We start from the raw sequence: 18158 nt of genomic DNA on the forward strand, positions 1-18158 counted from the left end.
CGGCTATCCGCCGAGCGCTACGGCCTCGGCCCACTTCTTGGCCAGCGCGCCGAAGTCCCCGTTGAGGTCGCCCTTGGCGGCCCCGCGGGCGATGTCCACCAGGTGCTGGCGGTATTCGGGCTTGGTCAGCCCCACCTCGGCGGCGTTGTCGATCGTGGTGACCTTGCCGGAGTCCGCCTGGGAGAGCTCGAAGACCTGTACTCCGGCCTCCTCGAACGGCTTGAGCGCCGGCGGCAGCGGCGCGCCGCGGACGCTGGAGATGCCCTGGATGTCGCTCGTGAACGTGGACTTGTCGAGCAGCCAGTCGATCCAGGCGCGGGCCGCCTGCTGCTGCTTGGAGTGCTTGTTCACCCCGTAGACGTAGTCGGGGGTGGTGGGGGCGCAGAATCTGCCGTTCACCCGCGTGGGGAAGGGCATGTAGCCGATGGTGTCCGCGCTCTTCCCGGCCTTCTCCGCGGCATCCCGCATCTGCGCGATCGACCACGAGCCGAGGTACATGCTGGCGATCTTGCCGTTGGCCAGCATGCCCTTGGAGTCCTCCCAGTTCGTCGTCGTCGGGTCCGGCTCGGAGAGCTTCTTGCCGACGATGTCGAACAGCAGCGTGTCGGAGACGTTGAGGTCGGTGCCGGGCGCCCACGGGTTGTCGGAGGTGGCCAGCTTGTCGTTGGCCTTGGGGTCACAGCTGATCGAGCCCATCGCGCCCTGCCAGCCGCTCAGCGGCCAGCCGTCCTTGTAGTTCGTGTAGTACGGGATCACGCCGGTCTTGTCCTTGACCGCCTGGAGCGCGGTGAGGAAGTCGGCGGGCGTCTTCGGCCACTCCGTGACCCCGGCCTTGGTCCAGACGTCCTTGTTGTAGACGAAGCCGTTGACCACCGCGAACGAGGTCAGGCCGTACACGGTGCCCGCGACGGTGCCCTTCTCGGTGAACTGGTACTTCTTGCTCAGCTCGGCGGCGGGACCGAGGGCGGAGAAGAACTTCGGATAGTCGTCGCGGCTGACGGTGCTCGGGATCAGCAGGACGTCACCGTAGTTCTCGGTGTTCATCCGGATCTTGACTTCGCCCTCGTAGTCCGTGATGCCGTCGAACTTGACCTTGACCTGCGGATAGACCTTGTTGAACTCGGCGGCGTACTTCTCCAGCGTGCCGTCGGTGACCATGTCGGTCCTGTTGGTCAGGACGGTGATCTCGCCGGCGACCTTGGCCGGGTCCGTGGGGGCGGAGGCGCTGGGGGAGGTCTCGCTCTGACCCGACCCGCCGCCGCAGGCCGTGATCAGGAACACCGTGACCAGTGCGACGCCGGTCAGTGCTTTGCGTTGCTTTTCCATTGTCTCCGTCCTCAGGGACAAGGTGGGGGGAGCAGAACTAAAGCGCTTCAGTTCGAGTGGTCGAGATCGTGCGCCTCCGACGTGGGGGCTGTAAAGCCGTGTGGCGCGCTCGTTGCTTAACCGTTACACTCAGGTTTCGCCGAGCTTGCCGGAGCGGCTGATGTCCCTGATGGGAGCGCAAGCCGACTGACCGTTGACGATGATGTCGGGCGGTCGTAAAGTCGGGTTCGCTTAAACGGTTTAGTGAAAGCTTCCCTCCGTGACCCCTTCTACATCGGGAGACCACGTGTACCGTCCGCTGCACGACGGCTGGACCCTCCGCGCAGACGGCGACGACCCCGCGGGGCTCGCCGGAATACCGGCGTCCGTGCCGGGCGGCGTGCACCTCGACCTGCTGGCCGCCGGGCTGATCGAGGACCCGTACCAGGACGACAACGAGACCAGGCTGGGCTGGATCGGGCGTACCGACTGGGTCTACGAGACCACGTTCGACTGGCACGACGACGGCGGCGAGCGGGCCGACCTGGTGTTCGAGGGGCTGGACACGATCGCCTCCGTACGGGTGAACGGGCAGGAGGCGGGGACGACCGCCAACATGCACCGCACGTACCGGTTCGCGGTGCGCGAGCTGCTGCGCGAAGGGGACAACACGCTCCAGGTGAGCTTCCGCGCCCCGTACGCCTACGCCGAGGAGCAGCAGGCGCGGCACGGCGAGCGGCCCGGCCCCTACGACGAGCCGTACGCGTTCATCAGGAAGATGGCCTGCAACTTCGGCTGGGACTGGGGACCGACGCTGGTCACCAGCGGCATCTGGCGCCCCGCCGGCCTGCACTCGTGGTCGGGCGCGCGGCTGGCCGAGGTGCGCCCGATGGTCCGCGGCGACGGCGTCGACGTGCACGTGCGCGTCGAGCGGACCGGCGACGCGCCCGTGACGGTCACCGCCGACGTGGCGGGCGTGAGCGTGGAGACCAAGCTCGAACAGGGCGAGAGCGAGGCCGTGCTGCGCCTGTCCGTGCCGGACGCCGAGCGGTGGTGGCCCCGCGGGTACGGCGCGCAGCCGCTCTACGAGCTCACCGTCCGCGCGGGCGCCGACCGGTGGCGGCGAGAGATCGGCTTCCGCACGGTCGAGGTGGACGAGGACGCGTTCAAGCTGATCGTCAATGGCAGGCCCGTGTTCGTCCGCGGCTACAACTGGATCCCCGACGACTGCTTCCCCGCCAGGACCACCCCCGAGTTGCTCGCGGAGCGCTTCGGCCAGGCCGTCGGCTCCGGCGCCAACGCGCTGCGGGTGTGGGGCGGCGGCGTCTACGAGTCGGAGGACTTCTACTCCCTGGCCGACCGCATGGGCCTGCTCATCTGGCAGGACTTCCCGTTCGCCTGCTCGGCCTACCCCGAGGAGGAGCCGTTCAGGAGCGAGGTCGAGGCCGAGGCCCGCGACAACGTGGCGCGGCTGTCCGCGCATCCCAGCCTGGTGCTGTGGTGCGGCAACAACGAGAACATCGAGGGTCACCAGCACTGGGGCTGGCCGGAGCCGCTGGACGGCAAGAGCTGGGGCGCCGGGTTCTACTACGACCTGCTGCCGGGCATCGTGGCCGAGCTCGACCCGAGCCGCCCGTACTGGCCGGGCAGCCCCTACTCCGGCGCGCCCGACCGCGACGTGCTCGACCCCTCGACCGGCACCATCCACATCTGGACCGTGTGGGGGTCGCGCGACTACACGCACTACGCCGACTACACGCCGCGCTTCGTGGCCGAGTTCGGCTTCCAGGGGCCGCCCGCCTACGCGACCCTGCGCGCGGCCTCCTCCGACGAGCCGCTGACGCCGGACTCCTCGCACCAGAAGGCCGACGACGGGCAGGCCAAGCTGCTGCGCGGCCTGGGCGAGCATCTGCCCGCGCCGGAGACGTTCGACGACTGGCACTACTTCACGCAGCTCAACCAGGCCCGCGCGATGGCGTTCGGGGTGCAGCGGTTCCGCTCGCTGATGCCGTACTGCATGGGGACCGTGGTGTGGCAGCTCAACGACTGCTGGCCGGTGACCTCGTGGGCCGCCGTCGACGGCGCGGGCCGCAGGAAGCCTCTCTGGTACGCCCTGCGCCGCTCCTTCGCCGACCGGCTCATCACCCGCCAGGGCACGGAGGTCGTCCTGGTCAACGACACGGACGAGGAGTGGGCCGGCACGCTCGGGCTGGCGGCGCGCGACCTGGCGGGCCGGGTGCTGGCCGCGCGGGCCGAGCCGGTCGCGGTGCCCGCCCGCGCCACGCTGCGCCTGACCCCGCCCGAGGACGGGGACGCCCGGGTGCTCACCGCCGAGCTGGACGGCGAACGGGCCCTGTTCGCGCTCGCCGAGGATCCGGTCATGGGCTACCCGCCGGCCGAGTTCACCGCCGCCGTCGCCAGGGAGGCGGGCGGGTACGCGGTCACCGTCACCGCCACGACCATCCTGCGCGAGCTGGCGCTCTTCCCCGACCGGCTCGACCCGGCGGCCACCGTGGACGACCAGCTCGTCACCCTTCTGCCCGGTGAGAGCGTGACCTTCCACGTCACCACCGGGCAGGAGCTGGACCCCGCCGCGCTCACCGCCCACCCGGTGCTGCGCTGCGTCAACGAGCGGCGCTGAACGCTTTCTGACCTGAGGAAAGCCGCAGGATGATTCGGGCACGAGCCTCATTCCTCCGCCAGTGCTCGAATACCTAGCGTTCCTGGTCATGACCGGAAAGTTGTTCGATGTCCCCCGCCGCTTCCTGGCGGGACTGGCGGCCATGCTCGCCCTGGCCGGAGTGATCATGCTGACGGCCATGGCGGACAGCACGATGCAGCCGCTGCCCGCCTCGGCGCCGGCCGGGGAGTTCAGCGCCGGGCGGGCGCTGAGTCACTTGGAGAGGTTCGCGACCGAGCCGCGCCCGATCGGCAGCGCGGCCGGTGACAGCGCCGTGCGCTACCTGGTGGCGCAGTTGCGCGCGGCCGGGCTGGAGGTGGAGGTCCAGCGCGCGGTGGGCGCGAACGCCTCGACGGGTCTGGCGACGTTCGGGCGGGTGGACAACGTGGTGGCCACCCGCAAGGGGACGGACTCGACGGGAACGGTGCTGGTCGCCGCCCACTACGACTCCGCGGCGATGGGCCCGGGGGTCTCCGACGACGCCGCGGCGGTGGCGTCCATGCTGGAGACGGTACGCGCGCTGGGCGGCGCCGCCCTCCGCAACGACCTCGTGTTCCTGATGACCGACGGCGAGGAGGACGGCGTGCTCGGCGCCCAGGCGTTCGTGAGGGAGCACCCGCTCGGCCGCGCCGGAGGCGTGCTGCTGAACTGGGAGGCGCGCGGCGTCAGCGGGCCGTCGCTGATGTTCGAGACGTCGAAGGACAACGCCGCCCTGGTCGGCCTGTACGCGGACGCCGTGCCGCACCCGCGCGGGGACTCCACGATGGTGGAGCTGTACCGGTTGCTGCCGAACAACACCGACTTCACCCCCCTCAGCAAGGCCGGGTTCGCCGGCCTGAACTTCGCCTACATCCAGGACTCCTCCCGCTACCACACCGCCGACGACTCCCTCGCGCACCTCGACCGCGGCAGCCTGCAGCACCACGGGACGAACATGCTGGCGCTGGCCCGCGCACTCGGGGCCGCCGACCTGCGGACGCTGGAGTCGGGGCACGACGTCACGTACTTCCGGCTGCTGGGGGTCCTGGTCACGTACCCGAACGGGCTGGTCTGGCCGCTGGCGGCGCTCGCCCTGGCGGCGGTCGCCGGGCTGGCGCTGCTCGCCCGCCGCAGACGGGTGGCGAGCCTGCCGCGGATCGCGGTGGCCGCGGTGTCGGCCGTCGTGCCGCTCGTGCTGGCGGCGGTCCTCGCGCAGGGGCTGTGGGAGCTGCTGGTGAGCCGGCGGCCCGAGTACGACGGGATGGGCGGCCTGCTGCACCACCCGCTGGCCTTCCGCGCGGCCATCGCGGTCATGACGGGGCTGGTGCTGCTCGGCTGGTACCTGGGGCTGCGCCGCAGGATCGGGCCCGCCGCGCTCGGCATCGGCGCGCTGGCCTGGCCCGCGCTGCTCGGCGCGTTGTGCGCGCAGGCCGCGCCGGGGGCATCGTTCGTGTTCACCCTGCCCGTGCTGCTGTGCGCGGCCGGCGGGCTGGCCGCTCTCCTGCTGCGCGGGGCCGCCTGGCGGGTGGCGGCGCTCACGCTGGGCGCGGTGCCGGCGGCGGCGCTGCTGCCCGCGCTGGCCGGGAACACCTTCGACGGCATGGGCCTGGCGCTCGGCGGGGTGAGCGCGCTGGTGCTGGCGCTCTTCGGGCTGACCGCAATGCCGATCGCGGAGCTGATCCTGCCTGATCCGGCACGCGAGCTGGGCCGTCCCGCCGTGGTCGGCGTGCCGCTGGTGGCGACCGTGCTCACGGCGGCGCTGGTCGCGGGCGGCCTGGCGGAGAACGCCTTCGACGCGCGGGACCCGCGGCGGACGCACCTGGCGTGCGTGATGGACGCCGGCACCAGGACCGCCGCCTGGGTGAGCGCCGACCCGGAGCCACCAGCCTGGACCCGCCGGTATGTCTCGGGCCGCGACACCGGCACCCTGCCGCCCGGCTACGCCAGAGGCACCCTGTGGACCGGCCCCGCACCCGCGATCGAGGCCGCCGGGCCGCAGGTCACGGTGCTCTCGCGCACCGGTGACACGATCAGGCTGCGCGTCAGCGCCGGCCGGGGCGCGCGCTCGATCACGCTGCGCACCGAGCGCCCGATCACCGGGGCGACCGCCGCCGTCAGGGGAATGACCCCCGTGAGCGTTCCCGTCACCGGCACCCGCCGCAACACCTGGCCGGGCGAGGTCCGCTTCCGCGGCCTGCCGAGTGGCGGCGCGGAGATCACCCTGCGGGTGCCCGGCGCGGACCGGTTCAGGCTGACCGCGATCGCCGAGACCGACGGCCTGTCCGCGGTGCCCGGTTACGTGGAGCGCCCGCCGGGCGTGGTGGCGGCCACGCGGGAGGACGGCGACCTCGTCGCGATCACTCGGACCTACCGGCTCTGACCGCGGCCGGACGGGCGAGCGCGCGCTTGAGGATCTTGCCGGTGGGGCTCATCGGCAGCTCGTCGACGAAGGAGATGTGCCGGGGATATTTGTAGGCGGCCACCCGCTCCTTCACGAAGTCACGCAGATCCGCGCAGGTCACCGGCGCGCGCAGGGCCACCACGGCCTCGATCTCCTCGCCGAGCTCCGGGTGCGGCACGCCGAGCACGGCGGCCTGCCGCACCGCGGGGTGCTCGTACAGGACCTCTTCCACCTCGCGCGGGTAGACGGTGTAGCCGCCCCGGATGATCACGTCGCGGCGGCGGTCCATCAGGAAGAAGAAGCCGTCCTCGTCCTTCCTGCCGAGGTCGCCGGTGTGGAACCAGCCGTCGCGGATGGCCTCGGCCGTGCCCGCCGGGTCGTTCCAGTAGCCCTTCATCACGTTGGGGCCGCGTACGACGATCTCGCCGATCGTGCCGCACGGCACGTCGCGGCCGTCCTCGCCGACGACCCGCATCTCGACGCCCCTGATCGGCCAGCCGATGGAGCCCGGCCGCCGGTGCTGCCCGCCGCGGTTGGCCGCGGTGACGGGGGAGGTCTCGCTGAGCCCGTACCCCTCGACGATCGCGCAGCCGAGCCGGGTCTCGTACGCCCGCAGCACGTCCAGCGGCAGCGCGGCCCCGCCGGAGACGCAGACCCGCAGCATCGACATGTCGGAGGCGCCCGGATGGTCGAGCAGCGCGATGAACATCGTGGGCACGCCCTGGAAGACGGTCACCCCGTCCCGCCTGATCACCTCCAGCGCCCGGCCCGCCTCGAACCGCCGCAGCAGCGTCAGCCGCGCGCCCGCCTGCACGGTCGCGTTGAGCGAGCAGGTCTGCCCGAACGTGTGGTAGAGCGGCAGCGCGCCGAGCACCACGTCATCCACGCCGAGCGCGTGCATGCGGGCCACGGCGGCGGCGTTCCCCGTCAGGTTCGCGTGGGTCAGCTCGATGCCCTTCGGGCGGCCCGTCGTGCCGGAGGTGTAGTGGATCACGGCCGTGTCCCCGTCGGCCATGGAGGCGATCTCGTGCTCGGCCGCGACGCCGCGCAGCAGCCGGCGGAACTCCTCGGGCACCACGAAGAACACGTCCGCGTTCGTGCTCCCGGAGCCCGCCTCGGCGGTCTCGGCGAACGCGTGCCAGGCGATCAGCAGCCGCGCCCCGCAGTCGCCGAGGTAGGCGGCGATCTCCCGCCGCTTCAGCAGGGGGTCGAGCGGCACCACGACGGCGCCGATCCGCAGCACCCCGTAGTAGACGACGCCGAACTCGGGCACGTTCGGCAGCATGATCGCGACCCTGTCGCCGGCGCGGATCCCCCTGGCCAGCAGCAGCCCCGCCAGCCTGGCGCTCAGCTCCTCCAGCGTGCCGTAGGTGAGCTCCGCTCCGTCCAGTGTGAGAACCGCTCTGCCACCGAGCCGCCGGGCGGCGGTGTGGAGCCGGTCAGCGAGGTTCATGGGAAGACCGTACGCCCGCTTTCCCACGGCCCTCATTGGTCGCGGTCGCCAGTCTTTCCCGCGCGGAATTGGTCGGCTCGCCGGGAACGGGCTGGGCGTCCTGCAACGCGATCGCGACGAGCAGCTCCACGAGGTCGTCGATCGAGCGCAGGCTGCGCCCGGTCCGCTCGTGGATCCTGCGCAGCCGGTATTGGGCGGTGTTGGGATGGATCTGCAGCCGCTCGGCCGCGGCCCGCAGATTGAGGTCGGCGGCGGCGAACGCCCTGATCGTGGCGGTCAGCACGCCGCCGCGCGCCCGGTCCTCCGCGAGCAGCGAGGTGATGCGCGGGTCCACCAGGTTCCTGGCGGTGTCGTCGGCCTTCAGCGCCAGATACTGGAACGGCGTGATCCGCGGCAGCGCCGCCAGCCCGCCCTCCTCGGGCACGAAGTCCAGCACGGCCCTGGCCTCCTGGTAGGCCTGCGGGATCTGCGCGGCGCCCACCGCCACGGTGCTGACGCCCATGGCCAGCCTGATCCCCTCGCAGGCCAGGCTCTCCAGCACCGCCTGCAGCCGGTCGCACAGCTCGCCGGGTCCCGTACTGTGCCCAGTGTTATGTGCTGTCGCGGCGGGCCCGAGCACCGGAATGGCCACGATCTCCGACTGGCGGACGACGGACAGCGTACGCGTGCCGTTGCCGCCGGTCCTGGCGATCGCCGCGCAGGCCGCGTGGCGGGCGTCGGCGCCCTGGTCGGGGCCGGTGGTCACGGCGGAGGGCGAGCCGGCGAGCACGGCGATCACGACGAGCAGCGGCGCGCGGCCGTCAGGACCGAGCCCGTGCGCCTGCGCCGCGGCCAGCTCCCTGCCGCGCGTCGGCGTGACGCCCGCGAGCAGCGTTTCGAGCAGGTCGCGGCTCTCGCGCACCGCCTCCGCGGCCGCGTACTGCTGGAACTCCATGTACGCGTTCGCCGCGTGCGTGCTGGCGAAGTCGCAGTAGCGCATCAGCGGGGCCGCCAGCGTGAGAGCGGCCTCGCGACCGGCGGGCGCGTGCCCGGACCGCTCGACCACCGACTCCCAGAACACCTGCTGCCCCACCCTGAACGCGTTGATGTAGTCGGCCAGCGCCACTCCGGCCCTGGCCCGGCGCATGGCCGCCCGCCGGGTGAAGGAGATGTCGTCGAACGTCACCGTCCGGTCCTCCAGCAGCACGGCCAGCTTGGCGCGGTAGTGCTTGATCACTTGGTCGCGGACGTCGGACTGGAACTCGGGGCCTCTGGCGGCGTAGGCGGGGATCTCCTCCCGCATCGTCGCCACCGCGGCGTCGGCCAGCGCCTGCAGATCGCCGAGTAGCTCGGACAGGATGCGGGTACGTTGCGCGCGGACGGCTGCCACGGTGCTCAAACCAGTGGACATGCCGGGATGATCCATGGGTTGTGCCGGGCGGTCAACGGGTCGTAACCGGTCCGAGACCCACGCTGTGCTCAGCGGACAACTTGCCCGAAACATCTTGGGTCACCGTGCCCAATGCGGCCCGTCAACGGCGGATCCTACGCTGAGCCCAACTTCAGAACATTATTCTCCAGGAGGCCGGATGCTGGAGGTGCACGATCTCACCGTCCGCTTCGGCGGCATCACGGCGCTGGACGGCGTGGGCTTCGACGTGGCGCGCGGCGAGATGGTGGGGCTCATCGGGCCGAACGGGGCCGGCAAGACCACCCTGTTCAACTGCCTGAACCGGAGCTACGACGCCGACTCGGGAACCATCGCGTACGAGGGCAGGGACCTGACCTCCGTGGCCCCGCACGCCATCGCGGAGCTCGGCGTCGCGCGGACGTTCCAGAACCTGGGCCTGTTCCCGCGCCTGTCCGTACGTGACAACGTGCTGGTCGGCGCGCACCACCGGGGCCGCGCCGGCTTCCTGTCCGCGGGGCTGCGGCTGCCGGGCGTCCGCCGCGAGGAGCGCACGCTGCGCGCCGACGCCGACGGGGTCCTGGAGCGGCTCGGCCTGACCGAGGTCGCCGGGCACCTGGCGACCGGGCTGCCGTTCGGCACGCTCAAACGGGTCGAGCTGGCCCGCGCGCTCCTCGGCAGACCGCGGCTGCTGCTGCTCGACGAGCCGGTGAACGGGCTGAACACGGCCGAGGTGGAGGAGTTCGCGGGCACGCTGAGCGCGATCCGCGCCGAGTACGACCTGACCGTGATCGTGGTCGAGCACCACATGGGGTTCGTCATGGGGATCTGCGAGCGGATCGTGTGCCTGGACTTCGGCCGCAAGATCGCCGAGGGGCCGCCGGCCGAGGTTCAGCGCGACCCCGGCGTCATCGAGGCTTACTTGGGGACCGCCGTATGAGCGATCTGGTGGTGGAGAACCTCGTGGCCGGGTACGGCGACGCCCGCGTGCTGCACGGCGTCCACCTGACCGTGGGTGAGGGCGAGATCTGCGCCATCCTCGGGCCCAACGGCGCGGGCAAGACGACGCTGCTGCGGGCGCTGTCCGGCATGGTCAAGGCGCGCGGCACGGTCCGGCTGGGCGGCGCCGACCTGTCCGGCCGTTCGCCCGACGCCCTCGCCCGGCAGGGCGTCGCGCACGTGCCCGAGGGACGCGGCACGTTCATGCCGCTCACCGTCGAGGAGAACCTGCGGCTCGGCGCGTTCGTCCGGCGCGGCAAGGCGCAGGTGGAGGCCGACCTGGCGCGGATCCACGCCTACTTCCCCGCGCTGCGGACCCGGCTCAAGCAGACCGCGGGCAGTCTCAGCGGCGGCGAGCAGCAGATGCTGGCCATCGGCAGGGCCCTCATGCTGCGCCCCCGGCTGCTCCTGCTCGACGAGCCGTCGCTGGGCCTCGCGCCGCTGGTCACCAGGGAGCTGTTCCGCATCGTCCAGGCCATCAACCAAGAGGAGCGGACCACCGTGGTCGTCGTCGAGCAGAACGCCCATCTCGCCCTCGGCATCGCCCAGCAGGCGCACGTCCTGGAGACCGGGCGGATCGTCCTGTCGGGCACCGCCGCGGAGATCAGGGCCGACGAACAGGTCGCGCAGTCCTATCTCGGATACCGGGTGTAGGCATGGCCGGATTCCTGCAGCAGATCGTCGAGGGGCTCGGCGCGGGCGCCATCTACGCAAGCCTGGCGCTGGCCCTGGTGCTCATCTACCGGTTCACCGGGATCGTCAACTTCGCCCAGGGCGAGCTGGCCATGTTCTCCACCTACATCGCCTGGCAGTGCGTGGCCGCCGGGCTGCCGTTCTGGCTGGCGCTGGCGCTCACACTGGTGGTGTCTTTCGCGGGCGGCATGCTCATCGAACGGGTGATCATCCGGCCGGTCGAGGGCGCGCCTGAGCTGACGCTGGTGATCGTCACCGTGGGGCTGTTCATCTTCGTCAACGCCGCCGCCGGATGGATCTGGACCTTCCTCATCAAGGACTTCCCGAACCCGTTCCCCGGCGGCGCGCTGGAGGCGGGCGGGATCAGCGTGGGCTTCTCGACGATCGGCGTGCTGGGCGTCGTGGCGCTGGTCATGGGCCTGCTGTACCTGCTCTTCCAGCACACCAAGATCGGGCTGGGGATGCGCGCCGTGGCCACGAACCCCGAGTCAGCCCGGTTGGTCGGCATCCGCGTCGGCTGGACGCTCGCGCTCGGCTGGGGCCTGGCCGCCACGGTCGGCGCGGTGTCGGGCGTGCTGGTGGCGCCGCTGCTGTTCCTGGAGCCCAACATGATGGGCGGCGTCCTCATCTACGCGTTCGCGGCGGCCACGCTCGGCGGGTTCGACAGCCCGGCGGGCGCGGTCGCCGGCGGCCTGATCGTGGGGGTCGCCGAGACGCTGGCCGGGGCCTACGTCGGCGTCATCGGCTCCGATCTCAAGGTGGGAGTGCCGTTGGTGATCATCCTCGGCGTGCTGTTGCTGCGGCCCCAGGGGCTGTTCGGGCGAGCGGTGGTGGAGCGGGTATGAGCGGCTCCACGCGGGTGAGCAGTCCCGCGGAGGTGAACGCGCCGGCGGCGCGGTCCCGGACGCTGTCGGTCCGCTGGCGGTGGGGCTCGGCGGCGCTGTTGCTCGCCGCCGCCTGTTATGCGCCCTTCCAGCTCATGCCCTTCCACGTCTTCCAGCTCACGATGGTGCTGATCTACGCGATCGCGCTGCTCGGGCTCAACGTGCTCGTCGGGCACGCGGGTCAGATCTCGCTCGGTCACGGCGCGTTCTTCGCCATCGGCGCGTACGGGGCCGCGATCCTGCTCGACCGCTGGGACGTCCCGTACCTGCTGACGCTCCCCATCGCGGCCGGGGTGGCGTTCGTCGTCGGACTGGCGCTCGGCGTGCCCGCCATGCGGCTGCGCGGCCTCTACCTGGCGCTCGTCACGCTGGCCATCGCGATCTTCCTGGTGCCGCTGCTCAAGCGGTTCGAGGGGGTGACCGGCGGCTCGATGGGGCTGACGCTGACCAAGCCCGCGCCGCCCGCGTGGAGCGGCCTGGCCGAGGACCAATGGCTGTACTTCCTCACCCTGGCCGTCGCCGTGGCCGCGTTCGCGGTGGCCGCGAGCCTGCTGCGGTCGCGGGTGGGCCGCGCGCTGCACGCCCTGCGGGACAACGAGGCCGCGGCCGAGGTCATGGGGGTGCGGCTGTCGACGTACAAGACGCTGGCGTTCGCCTGGAGCGCGATGTTCGCCGGTGCGGCGGGCTGCCTCTACACGTGGGTGATCGGCTTCGTGTCGCCCGACTCGTTCACCGTCAACCTGTCGATCACCCTGCTGGCCGGCATCGTCGTCGGCGGGCTCGGCTCGCTGTCCGGGCCCCTGCTCGGGGCGCTGTTCGTGATGTTCGTGCCGGGCATCTCGCAGGACATCAACGACGCCGCGCCCGGCGTCATCTTCGGCCTGCTGATCATCGCGGTGATGTACGTGGCCCCGACGGGACTGGCCGGGCTGGCCGGGCGCTTGCTCAAGAAGATTCCCCGGAAGGAGTAAGAGGGATGCGTCTATCCGCGATCGGCGCTGCGGCGCTGCTCCTGGTCGGCGTCGCCGCCTGCGGGGGGCGGGACGGCAGCGGTGGCACCGGTGCGACCGCGTCGGGCGAGTGCTCGGGTCAGCAGACCACCGGCATCACCGCCAAGTCCATCAAGCTGGGCGGCATCTACCCGCTGTCCGGCCCCGCCTCCGCCTACGGCGCCATCCCCAAGGGCATCAAGGCGTACTTCGACTACGTCAACGCCGAGAAGGGCGGCATCGGCGGGCGCAAGGTCGAGTTCATCGCGCGCGACGACGGCTACCAGCCGCCCAAGGCCGTGGAGGAGGCGCGCAGGCTGGTCGAGCAGGAGCAGGTGTTCGCGCTGTTCCAGACGCTCGGCACGCCCTCGACCAGCGCGACCTGGGACTACGCGAACCAGCGCAAGGTGCCGCAGATCTTCGTCGCCACGGGCGCCTCCAAGTGGGGCACCGACACCGCGCACCCGTGGACGATCGGCTGGCAGCCCAACTACGTCTCCGAGGCCCGCGTCTACGCCCAGTACCTCAAGACGGAGAAGCCCGACGCCAAGGTCGCCGTCCTCTACCAGAACGACGACTTCGGCAAGGACCTGTTCGGCGGGTTCAAGCGGGCCGTCGAGGGCACCGGCATCAAGATCGTCGCCGAGCAGAGCTACGAGGTCTCCGACCCCAGCATCGATCCCCAGATGCGCAACCTCGCCGAGTCGAAGGCCGACGTGTTCCTGAACGTCACCACGCCCAAGTTCGGCTCGCAGGCGCTGGCCGCCGACGCCAAGAACACCGGCTGGAACCCGGTGCACATCATCAACAACGTCGCCGCCTCGATCACCGTGCTCAAGCCGGTCGGCTTCCCGAACGTGCAGGGCGTCGTGTCCAGTACGTACTACAAGGACCCGAACGACCCGACGTGGCAGAGCGACGCCGAGATGACGCTCTACCGGCAGAAGATGCAGCAGTACGCGCCCGGCGCCGACCCGAACGTCCCCTACCACACCTTCGGCTGGGCGGTCGCGAGCAGCTTCCACAAGGCCATGGAGGCGGCCAAGTGCCCGACCAGGGAGGGGCTGCGCGACTCCGTACGCGATCTCAAGGGTGTGCAGGTGGACATGCTGCTGCCCGGCGTGACGCTGAACACCGCGCAGGGCGACGGGTTCCCCATCGAGTCGATGCAGCTCATGAAGTTCAAGGGCGAGCGATGGGAGCTGTTCGGCTCGGTGATCGACACCCGCAAGGAGTTCGGGCCGCTGACGGGCTGACGTCCGCTCAGGGAGTGATGGTCCCCGCTCTGACCAGCCAGTCGACCGCCTCGGAGATCGCTTCGAGCGGGGTGTAGCGGGGACGGTGGCCGAGCAGCCGCTCAGCCTTCTCCATGCTGCAGTGGGGGCTGTGCGCGATGTGGTCGTAGGTGGTCCTGGCGTCCTGCTCGGACACCGTCTCCCGCCACTGCTCCCACGGCAGGTACGCCAGCCGCGCCTCCCGCCCGAACCAGCCCGCCACCGCCTCGGCGTAACCGCGCAGCGTCAGGGCGGTGGTGGCGACGGAGTGGAAGCTCTCGCCGACGGCGGCGGACGGGTTGTTCACGGCGTCCATGAACAGCCTGGCCACGTCGTCGGCGTGCACGTGCTGGACGGTCTCCATGCCCAGGTTGGGCAGCGTCACCTCGGCGCCCTCCGCCAGGGCCTGGTAGACGCCGGTGTCGAGGTTGCCCGCCGGATTGACCGGCACCCAGCCGGGACCGGTGATGTGCCCCGGGTGGATGATCGTGGCGGGGAGCCCGTCGCGGTGCGCCCGGTCGAGGAGGAACGCCTCGATGGCGGCCTTCTGGCGGCCGTACTCGCCGATGGGCCTGCGCGGGCGGTCCTCGGTCGTCGGCACGCGGGCGCTCGGCCCGTGCACCCAGATCGTGCCGCAGTGCAGGAGCTGCCTGACCCGGCCGGTCAGCGCCGCGGCCAGGTCGCGGGCGCTGGACTCCTGGAAGCAGATGAGGTCGATGACGACGTCGGCCTCCAGGTCCGCGATGCGCCGCCCGAACGTGCCGTCGGCCTCCTCCGCCTTCCGGTCCGCGCTCACGCTGGTGACCCGCTCCCAGGCGCCGTGCGGGCTGTAGGGCTCACGCTTGCCCCTGCTCACGGCGACCACGTCGTGGCCCGCGTCCACGAGCCGGGGAACCAGGTAGGTGCCGATATGACCGCTGGCGCCAATCACGACTACTCGCATGCGCACAGCGTAAACCCGGCCGCAAGCATCCGGAGGGACCCGATACGCTCCTAAACGTCCGATTTTGGAGGTCAGGGGCTTGTCGGGGGTTGTTGCGGCGTTCGTCGCACTGGTGTCCGTTGCCGTGCTCGGTTACCTCGTCGGCGTGGGCGGGCTGCTGCGGGCCAGCGACGAGCTGGTCCTGTCGCGGCTGGCGTTCTTCGTGGCGACTCCCGCGCTGATGTTCGCCACCGTGTCCAAGGCGGACCTGGGGTCGATCTTCTCGCCGGTGCTGGTGACCGAGGTCGTCGCCGTGGCGGTGGTCCAGCTCGTGTACGTCCTGGTGGCGCGGCTGGTCTGGCGGCGGGACCGGCGCGAGGCCACGATCGGCGCGCTCGCCGCGTCCTACGTCAACGCGGGCAACCTCGGTGTGCCCATCTCGATCTACGTGCTCGGCGACGGCGCCCTCGTCGCGCCGATCCTGCTCTTCCAGCTCATCGTGATCACCCCGATCTCGTTCCTGATCCTGGACAAGGGGGCCAGATCGGTGCGGTCCGCGCTGCTGCTCCCGCTGCGCAACCCGCTCACGGTCGCCTCACTGCTCGGGCTCGCCTTCGCGCTGAGCGGGATCTCCCTGCCGGTCATCGTCATGCGCCCGATCGAGCTGCTCGGCGGCGCGGCCGTGCCCGTCGCGCTGCTCGCCTACGGCCTCAGCCTGTACGGCTCCCAGCGCACGGCCACGCCGCCCGAGGGGAACGGCCTCGGCGGGGACGTCTACCTCGTCGTCGTGCTCAAGGCGTTCGTCCAGCCGGCGATCGCCTACCTGATGGCGCGCTTCGCCCTCGGGCTCGGCGGCAGCGACCTGCTGGCCGCCACCTTGTTCGCGGCGCTGCCGACGGCGCAGAACATCTACGTGTACGCGGTGACCTACGACACCGGCAGGCGCCTGGCCCGCCGGGCCGTGCTGCTGACCACGGTCCTGTCCATCCCGATCATGACCGGGATCGGCGCCGTGCTCGGCTGACCGCTTGTTTTCCGGTGCTTTGTTCAGGTTGTGCCCACGGCCACCCGCAGGGCGTCGCCCGGGTCGGTGCCGCGCCAGGCCACGTGCTGGTCGGGGCGGACCAGCGTCAGCGGCTCGCCGGGCAGGTCGACGGCACGCAGTGGCACCCCCAGCTCGCGCGCCTGCGCCACCAGCACGGCGGCCCCGGGCTCCCGCTGGTCCCCGACCAGGCTGAAGCCCGGCCCGAGCCGGTCGTAGAGCGAGTCGCCCGGCCCGAGCCACCGGTGCGGCAGCCGTTCGCCAGCGCCGGGGGCGACGATCGGCGAGCCCTCGTAGGTGTAGCCGAGCACCAGGTCGAGGCTGTGGAACTCGCTGTCCTTGGTCCTGAGCACGGCCTCCGCCACGGCCGGCCGCACGCGCTCGAACTCGGCCGCGTCCCCCATGAGCGCCGGGTCCGCCAGCTCGGGGGCGAGGGTGGCCATGTTCGCCGCGGCGGCCTCGATGGTGTCGGCCGCGATCGGGCGGCGCTCGGCCTCGTAGCTGGCCAGCAGGCTCGTCGGGGCCCAGCCGTGCAGTACGGCGGCCAGCTTCCAGCCGATGTTGACCGCGTCGCCGACCCCGGTGTTGAAGCCGTGGCCCCCGAACGGCGGGTTCTGGTGCGCCGCGTCACCGGCCAGGAACACCCGCTCGCTCGCGTACCGGTCGGCCAGCAGCATCCGCGCGCTCCACGGGTCGGTGGCCAGGATCTCCACCTCGACGTCGGCGCCCACCAGGTTGCGGATCAGGCCCACCGGGTCGGCGTCGTCGGCGCGCACGCCCATGGCGATGCACCACCAGGTCTCCTTCAGGTCGAGGCGGCCGACGATGCCGGGCTGGGCCGGGTTCAGCACCCAGTAGTGCACGGCCGGGCCGTGCGGCATGCGCTCGGCCAGCCCGGGGGCGCGGAAGACGATGTTGAAGTTGGGCCTGGCGTCCTGGCGGCCCTCGTAGCGGGCGCCGATGGCCGCCCTGGTCACGCTGCGCGGGCCGTCGCAGCCGACGACGTACTGGGCGCGTACCTCGCGCTCCTCGCCGCTCGCCGAGACGATGCCGGCCGTCACGCCGTCGGCGTCCTCCCGCAGCCCGGTCACCTGCCATCCGGTGAGCAGCGCGTCTCCCGCGGCCTCCCGCAGCACCTCCTCCACCAGTGGCTGGGGCACCTGCTGGCCCGGCTCCGCGGCCAGGTCCGAGCCGGCCAGGTCGAGCCCGAAGCAGCCGCCGATCCTGGTGATCTCACGCCCGAGCAGGCTGTTGACGAACAGCGCCTGGTCCGACCACGACACCGCCAGCGGCGCCCGGGCGCGTACCGTCTCCGCCAGCCCCCACCTGCGCAGCAACTCCATGGAACGCGCGGAGGTCGTCTTGGCCCTGGGCCGCAGCCACGACACCGTCTCGCGCGGCTCCACGACCAGGCTGCGCACACCGTGATGGGCCAGCTCCACGGCCGTCGCCAGCCCGACCGGCCCGCCTCCGGCGATCAGTACGGGGACCGATTCGGGAATCGGCGCCGGCTCGGAAACAGCCGCCGGCTCGGGGACTCGCGCATCCATGGGACACATCCTCTTCATAGTGATGATCAGGGGCATGTTGCTCGCGAGGGACGGACCACGTCAAGGCGGCAGAGGTCATACCAGAAGGACCTGGGGATGCGCCAACACGGTGATCTGTCAGCGGCTTTTTCCGGGGTGACGCGTGCTAGCTTGGTGGCGCTGCAGTTCAGGTACCCACGACTTCGTGTGCGCCCGGCGGGCGCATTTTTGTTTTCGCCGGTCATTTCCGGATGGGTCATTGCGGCGACAGGGAATGCATGCAGCGCGCCATACAAAGGAGATCGGCATGGCGACCGGCACCGTCAAGTGGTTCAACAGTGAAAAGGGCTTCGGCTTCATCGCCCAGGACGGCGGCGGCGCCGACGTCTTCGCCCACTTCTCCAACATCGCCGCCCAGGGCTACCGCGAGCTGCGGGAAGGTCAGAAGGTGAGCTTCGACATCACTCAAGGGCAAAAGGGACCTCAGGCGGAAAACATCGTTCCCGTCCCCTGACGCGACGCGAGTGAAAGCCGGGGCCCGAATGGTCCCGGCTTTCGCATGTCGCTTGGGTTTCAGCACGGAGATCGCACTAGAGGACGTCCCGCGGGGATTGTTACCGT

The 18158-nt window shown here is 71.3% G+C and carries 14 protein-coding genes; 9 read left to right on the forward strand and 5 right to left on the reverse strand.

What is annotated here, in order from left to right:
• Nucleotides 1–3: 3 nt before the first annotated feature.
• Nucleotides 4–1326, reverse strand: a complete 1323-nt coding sequence (locus ABEA43_RS13200; protein WP_345561546.1) for an ABC transporter substrate-binding protein — start codon at nucleotides 1324–1326, stop codon at nucleotides 4–6.
• Nucleotides 1327–1612: 286 nt separating this feature from the next.
• Here ABEA43_RS13200 and ABEA43_RS13205 point away from each other — a divergent pair, with 286 nt between their 5' ends.
• Both ABEA43_RS13205 and ABEA43_RS13210 read left to right on the forward strand, forming a co-directional pair.
• Nucleotides 1613–3946 (forward strand): glycoside hydrolase family 2 protein, encoded by a 2334-nt coding sequence (locus ABEA43_RS13205; RefSeq protein WP_345561548.1) that lies wholly within the window; start codon nucleotides 1613–1615, stop codon nucleotides 3944–3946.
• Between the two features lie 88 nt (nucleotides 3947–4034).
• Nucleotides 4035–6344: a M28 family peptidase gene (locus ABEA43_RS13210; RefSeq protein WP_345561550.1), complete on the forward strand. Its 2310-nt coding sequence runs from the start codon at nucleotides 4035–4037 to the stop codon at nucleotides 6342–6344.
• Here the strand turns inward: ABEA43_RS13210 and ABEA43_RS13215 are convergent.
• A complete protein-coding gene (locus ABEA43_RS13215; protein WP_345561551.1) occupies nucleotides 6322–7818 on the reverse strand; it encodes a long-chain-fatty-acid--CoA ligase in 1497 nt (498 codons plus the stop codon). The genes ABEA43_RS13210 and ABEA43_RS13215 overlap by 23 nt on opposite strands.
• Nucleotides 7805–9208 (reverse strand): PucR family transcriptional regulator, encoded by a 1404-nt coding sequence (locus ABEA43_RS13220; RefSeq protein ID WP_345561552.1) that lies wholly within the window; start codon nucleotides 9206–9208, stop codon nucleotides 7805–7807. The genes ABEA43_RS13215 and ABEA43_RS13220 overlap by 14 nt, the downstream gene beginning before the upstream one ends.
• Nucleotides 9209–9386: 178 nt before the next feature.
• Between ABEA43_RS13220 and ABEA43_RS13225 the strand changes: the two genes are divergently transcribed.
• The 5 genes from ABEA43_RS13225 to ABEA43_RS13245 are packed head-to-tail and all read left to right on the forward strand — an operon-like array spanning nucleotide 9387 to nucleotide 14026.
• Nucleotides 9387–10145 carry an ABC transporter ATP-binding protein gene (locus ABEA43_RS13225; protein WP_345561553.1) on the forward strand — a complete coding sequence of 253 codons (759 nt, stop codon included), beginning with the start codon at nucleotides 9387–9389 and terminating at the stop codon, nucleotides 10143–10145.
• A complete protein-coding gene (locus ABEA43_RS13230; RefSeq protein ID WP_345561554.1) occupies nucleotides 10142–10858 on the forward strand; it encodes an ABC transporter ATP-binding protein in 717 nt (238 codons plus the stop codon). The genes ABEA43_RS13225 and ABEA43_RS13230 overlap by 4 nt, the downstream gene beginning before the upstream one ends.
• A 2-nt stretch (nucleotides 10859–10860) precedes the next feature.
• On the forward strand, nucleotides 10861–11742 hold the full coding sequence (locus tag ABEA43_RS13235) for a branched-chain amino acid ABC transporter permease (RefSeq protein ID WP_345561556.1): 882 nt from the start codon (nucleotides 10861–10863) through the stop codon (nucleotides 11740–11742).
• Nucleotides 11739–12752: a branched-chain amino acid ABC transporter permease gene (locus tag ABEA43_RS13240; RefSeq protein ID WP_345561558.1), complete on the forward strand. Its 1014-nt coding sequence runs from the start codon at nucleotides 11739–11741 to the stop codon at nucleotides 12750–12752. Before ABEA43_RS13235 ends, ABEA43_RS13240 begins: the two co-directional genes overlap by 4 nt.
• Before the next feature lie 5 nt (nucleotides 12753–12757).
• Nucleotides 12758–14026, forward strand: a complete 1269-nt coding sequence (locus ABEA43_RS13245; protein WP_345561560.1) for an ABC transporter substrate-binding protein — start codon at nucleotides 12758–12760, stop codon at nucleotides 14024–14026.
• A gap of 7 nt (nucleotides 14027–14033) precedes the next feature.
• Here the strand turns inward: ABEA43_RS13245 and ABEA43_RS13250 are convergent, their stop codons facing one another.
• Nucleotides 14034–14987 (reverse strand): NAD-dependent epimerase/dehydratase family protein, encoded by a 954-nt coding sequence (locus tag ABEA43_RS13250; RefSeq protein WP_345561562.1) that lies wholly within the window; start codon nucleotides 14985–14987, stop codon nucleotides 14034–14036.
• A 79-nt stretch (nucleotides 14988–15066) separates the two neighbouring features.
• Here ABEA43_RS13250 and ABEA43_RS13255 point away from each other — a divergent pair, with 79 nt between their 5' ends.
• Nucleotides 15067–15990, forward strand: a complete 924-nt coding sequence (locus tag ABEA43_RS13255) for an AEC family transporter (RefSeq protein ID WP_345561564.1) — start codon at nucleotides 15067–15069, stop codon at nucleotides 15988–15990.
• A gap of 23 nt (nucleotides 15991–16013) precedes the next feature.
• On the opposite strand, the gene ABEA43_RS13260 is transcribed toward ABEA43_RS13255, so the two are convergent.
• Nucleotides 16014–17558 carry an FAD-dependent monooxygenase gene (locus tag ABEA43_RS13260; RefSeq protein ID WP_345561565.1) on the reverse strand — a complete coding sequence of 515 codons (1545 nt, stop codon included), beginning with the start codon at nucleotides 17556–17558 and terminating at the stop codon, nucleotides 16014–16016.
• A 286-nt stretch (nucleotides 17559–17844) separates the two neighbouring features.
• Here ABEA43_RS13260 and ABEA43_RS13265 point away from each other — a divergent pair, with 286 nt between their 5' ends.
• On the forward strand, nucleotides 17845–18051 hold the full coding sequence (locus ABEA43_RS13265) for a cold-shock protein (RefSeq protein ID WP_345561567.1): 207 nt from the start codon (nucleotides 17845–17847) through the stop codon (nucleotides 18049–18051).
• Nucleotides 18052–18158: the final 107 nt, after the last annotated feature.

Source organism: Nonomuraea rosea (assembly GCF_039539705.1).
Lineage (GTDB): Bacteria > Actinomycetota > Actinomycetes > Streptosporangiales > Streptosporangiaceae > Nonomuraea > Nonomuraea rosea.

Bases quoted from the DNA above. Each gene is read 5' to 3' on its own strand.
- ABEA43_RS13200 (WP_345561546.1), bottom strand. From the start codon at position 1,326: ATGGAAAAGCAACGCAAAGCACTGACCGGCGTCGCACTGGTCACGGTG.
- ABEA43_RS13210 (WP_345561550.1), top strand. From the start codon at position 4,035: ATGACCGGAAAGTTGTTCGATGTCCCCCGCCGCTTCCTGGCGGGACTG.
- ABEA43_RS13215 (WP_345561551.1), bottom strand. From the start codon at position 7,818: ATGAACCTCGCTGACCGGCTCCACACCGCCGCCCGGCGGCTCGGTGGC.
- ABEA43_RS13220 (WP_345561552.1), bottom strand. From the start codon at position 9,208: ATGTCCACTGGTTTGAGCACCGTGGCAGCCGTCCGCGCGCAACGTACC.
- ABEA43_RS13225 (WP_345561553.1), top strand. From the start codon at position 9,387: ATGCTGGAGGTGCACGATCTCACCGTCCGCTTCGGCGGCATCACGGCG.
- ABEA43_RS13230 (WP_345561554.1), top strand. From the start codon at position 10,142: ATGAGCGATCTGGTGGTGGAGAACCTCGTGGCCGGGTACGGCGACGCC.
- ABEA43_RS13235 (WP_345561556.1), top strand. From the start codon at position 10,861: ATGGCCGGATTCCTGCAGCAGATCGTCGAGGGGCTCGGCGCGGGCGCC.
- ABEA43_RS13240 (WP_345561558.1), top strand. From the start codon at position 11,739: ATGAGCGGCTCCACGCGGGTGAGCAGTCCCGCGGAGGTGAACGCGCCG.
- ABEA43_RS13245 (WP_345561560.1), top strand. From the start codon at position 12,758: ATGCGTCTATCCGCGATCGGCGCTGCGGCGCTGCTCCTGGTCGGCGTC.
- ABEA43_RS13250 (WP_345561562.1), bottom strand. From the start codon at position 14,987: ATGCGAGTAGTCGTGATTGGCGCCAGCGGTCATATCGGCACCTACCTG.
- ABEA43_RS13260 (WP_345561565.1), bottom strand. From the start codon at position 17,558: ATGGATGCGCGAGTCCCCGAGCCGGCGGCTGTTTCCGAGCCGGCGCCG.
- ABEA43_RS13265 (WP_345561567.1), top strand. From the start codon at position 17,845: ATGGCGACCGGCACCGTCAAGTGGTTCAACAGTGAAAAGGGCTTCGGC.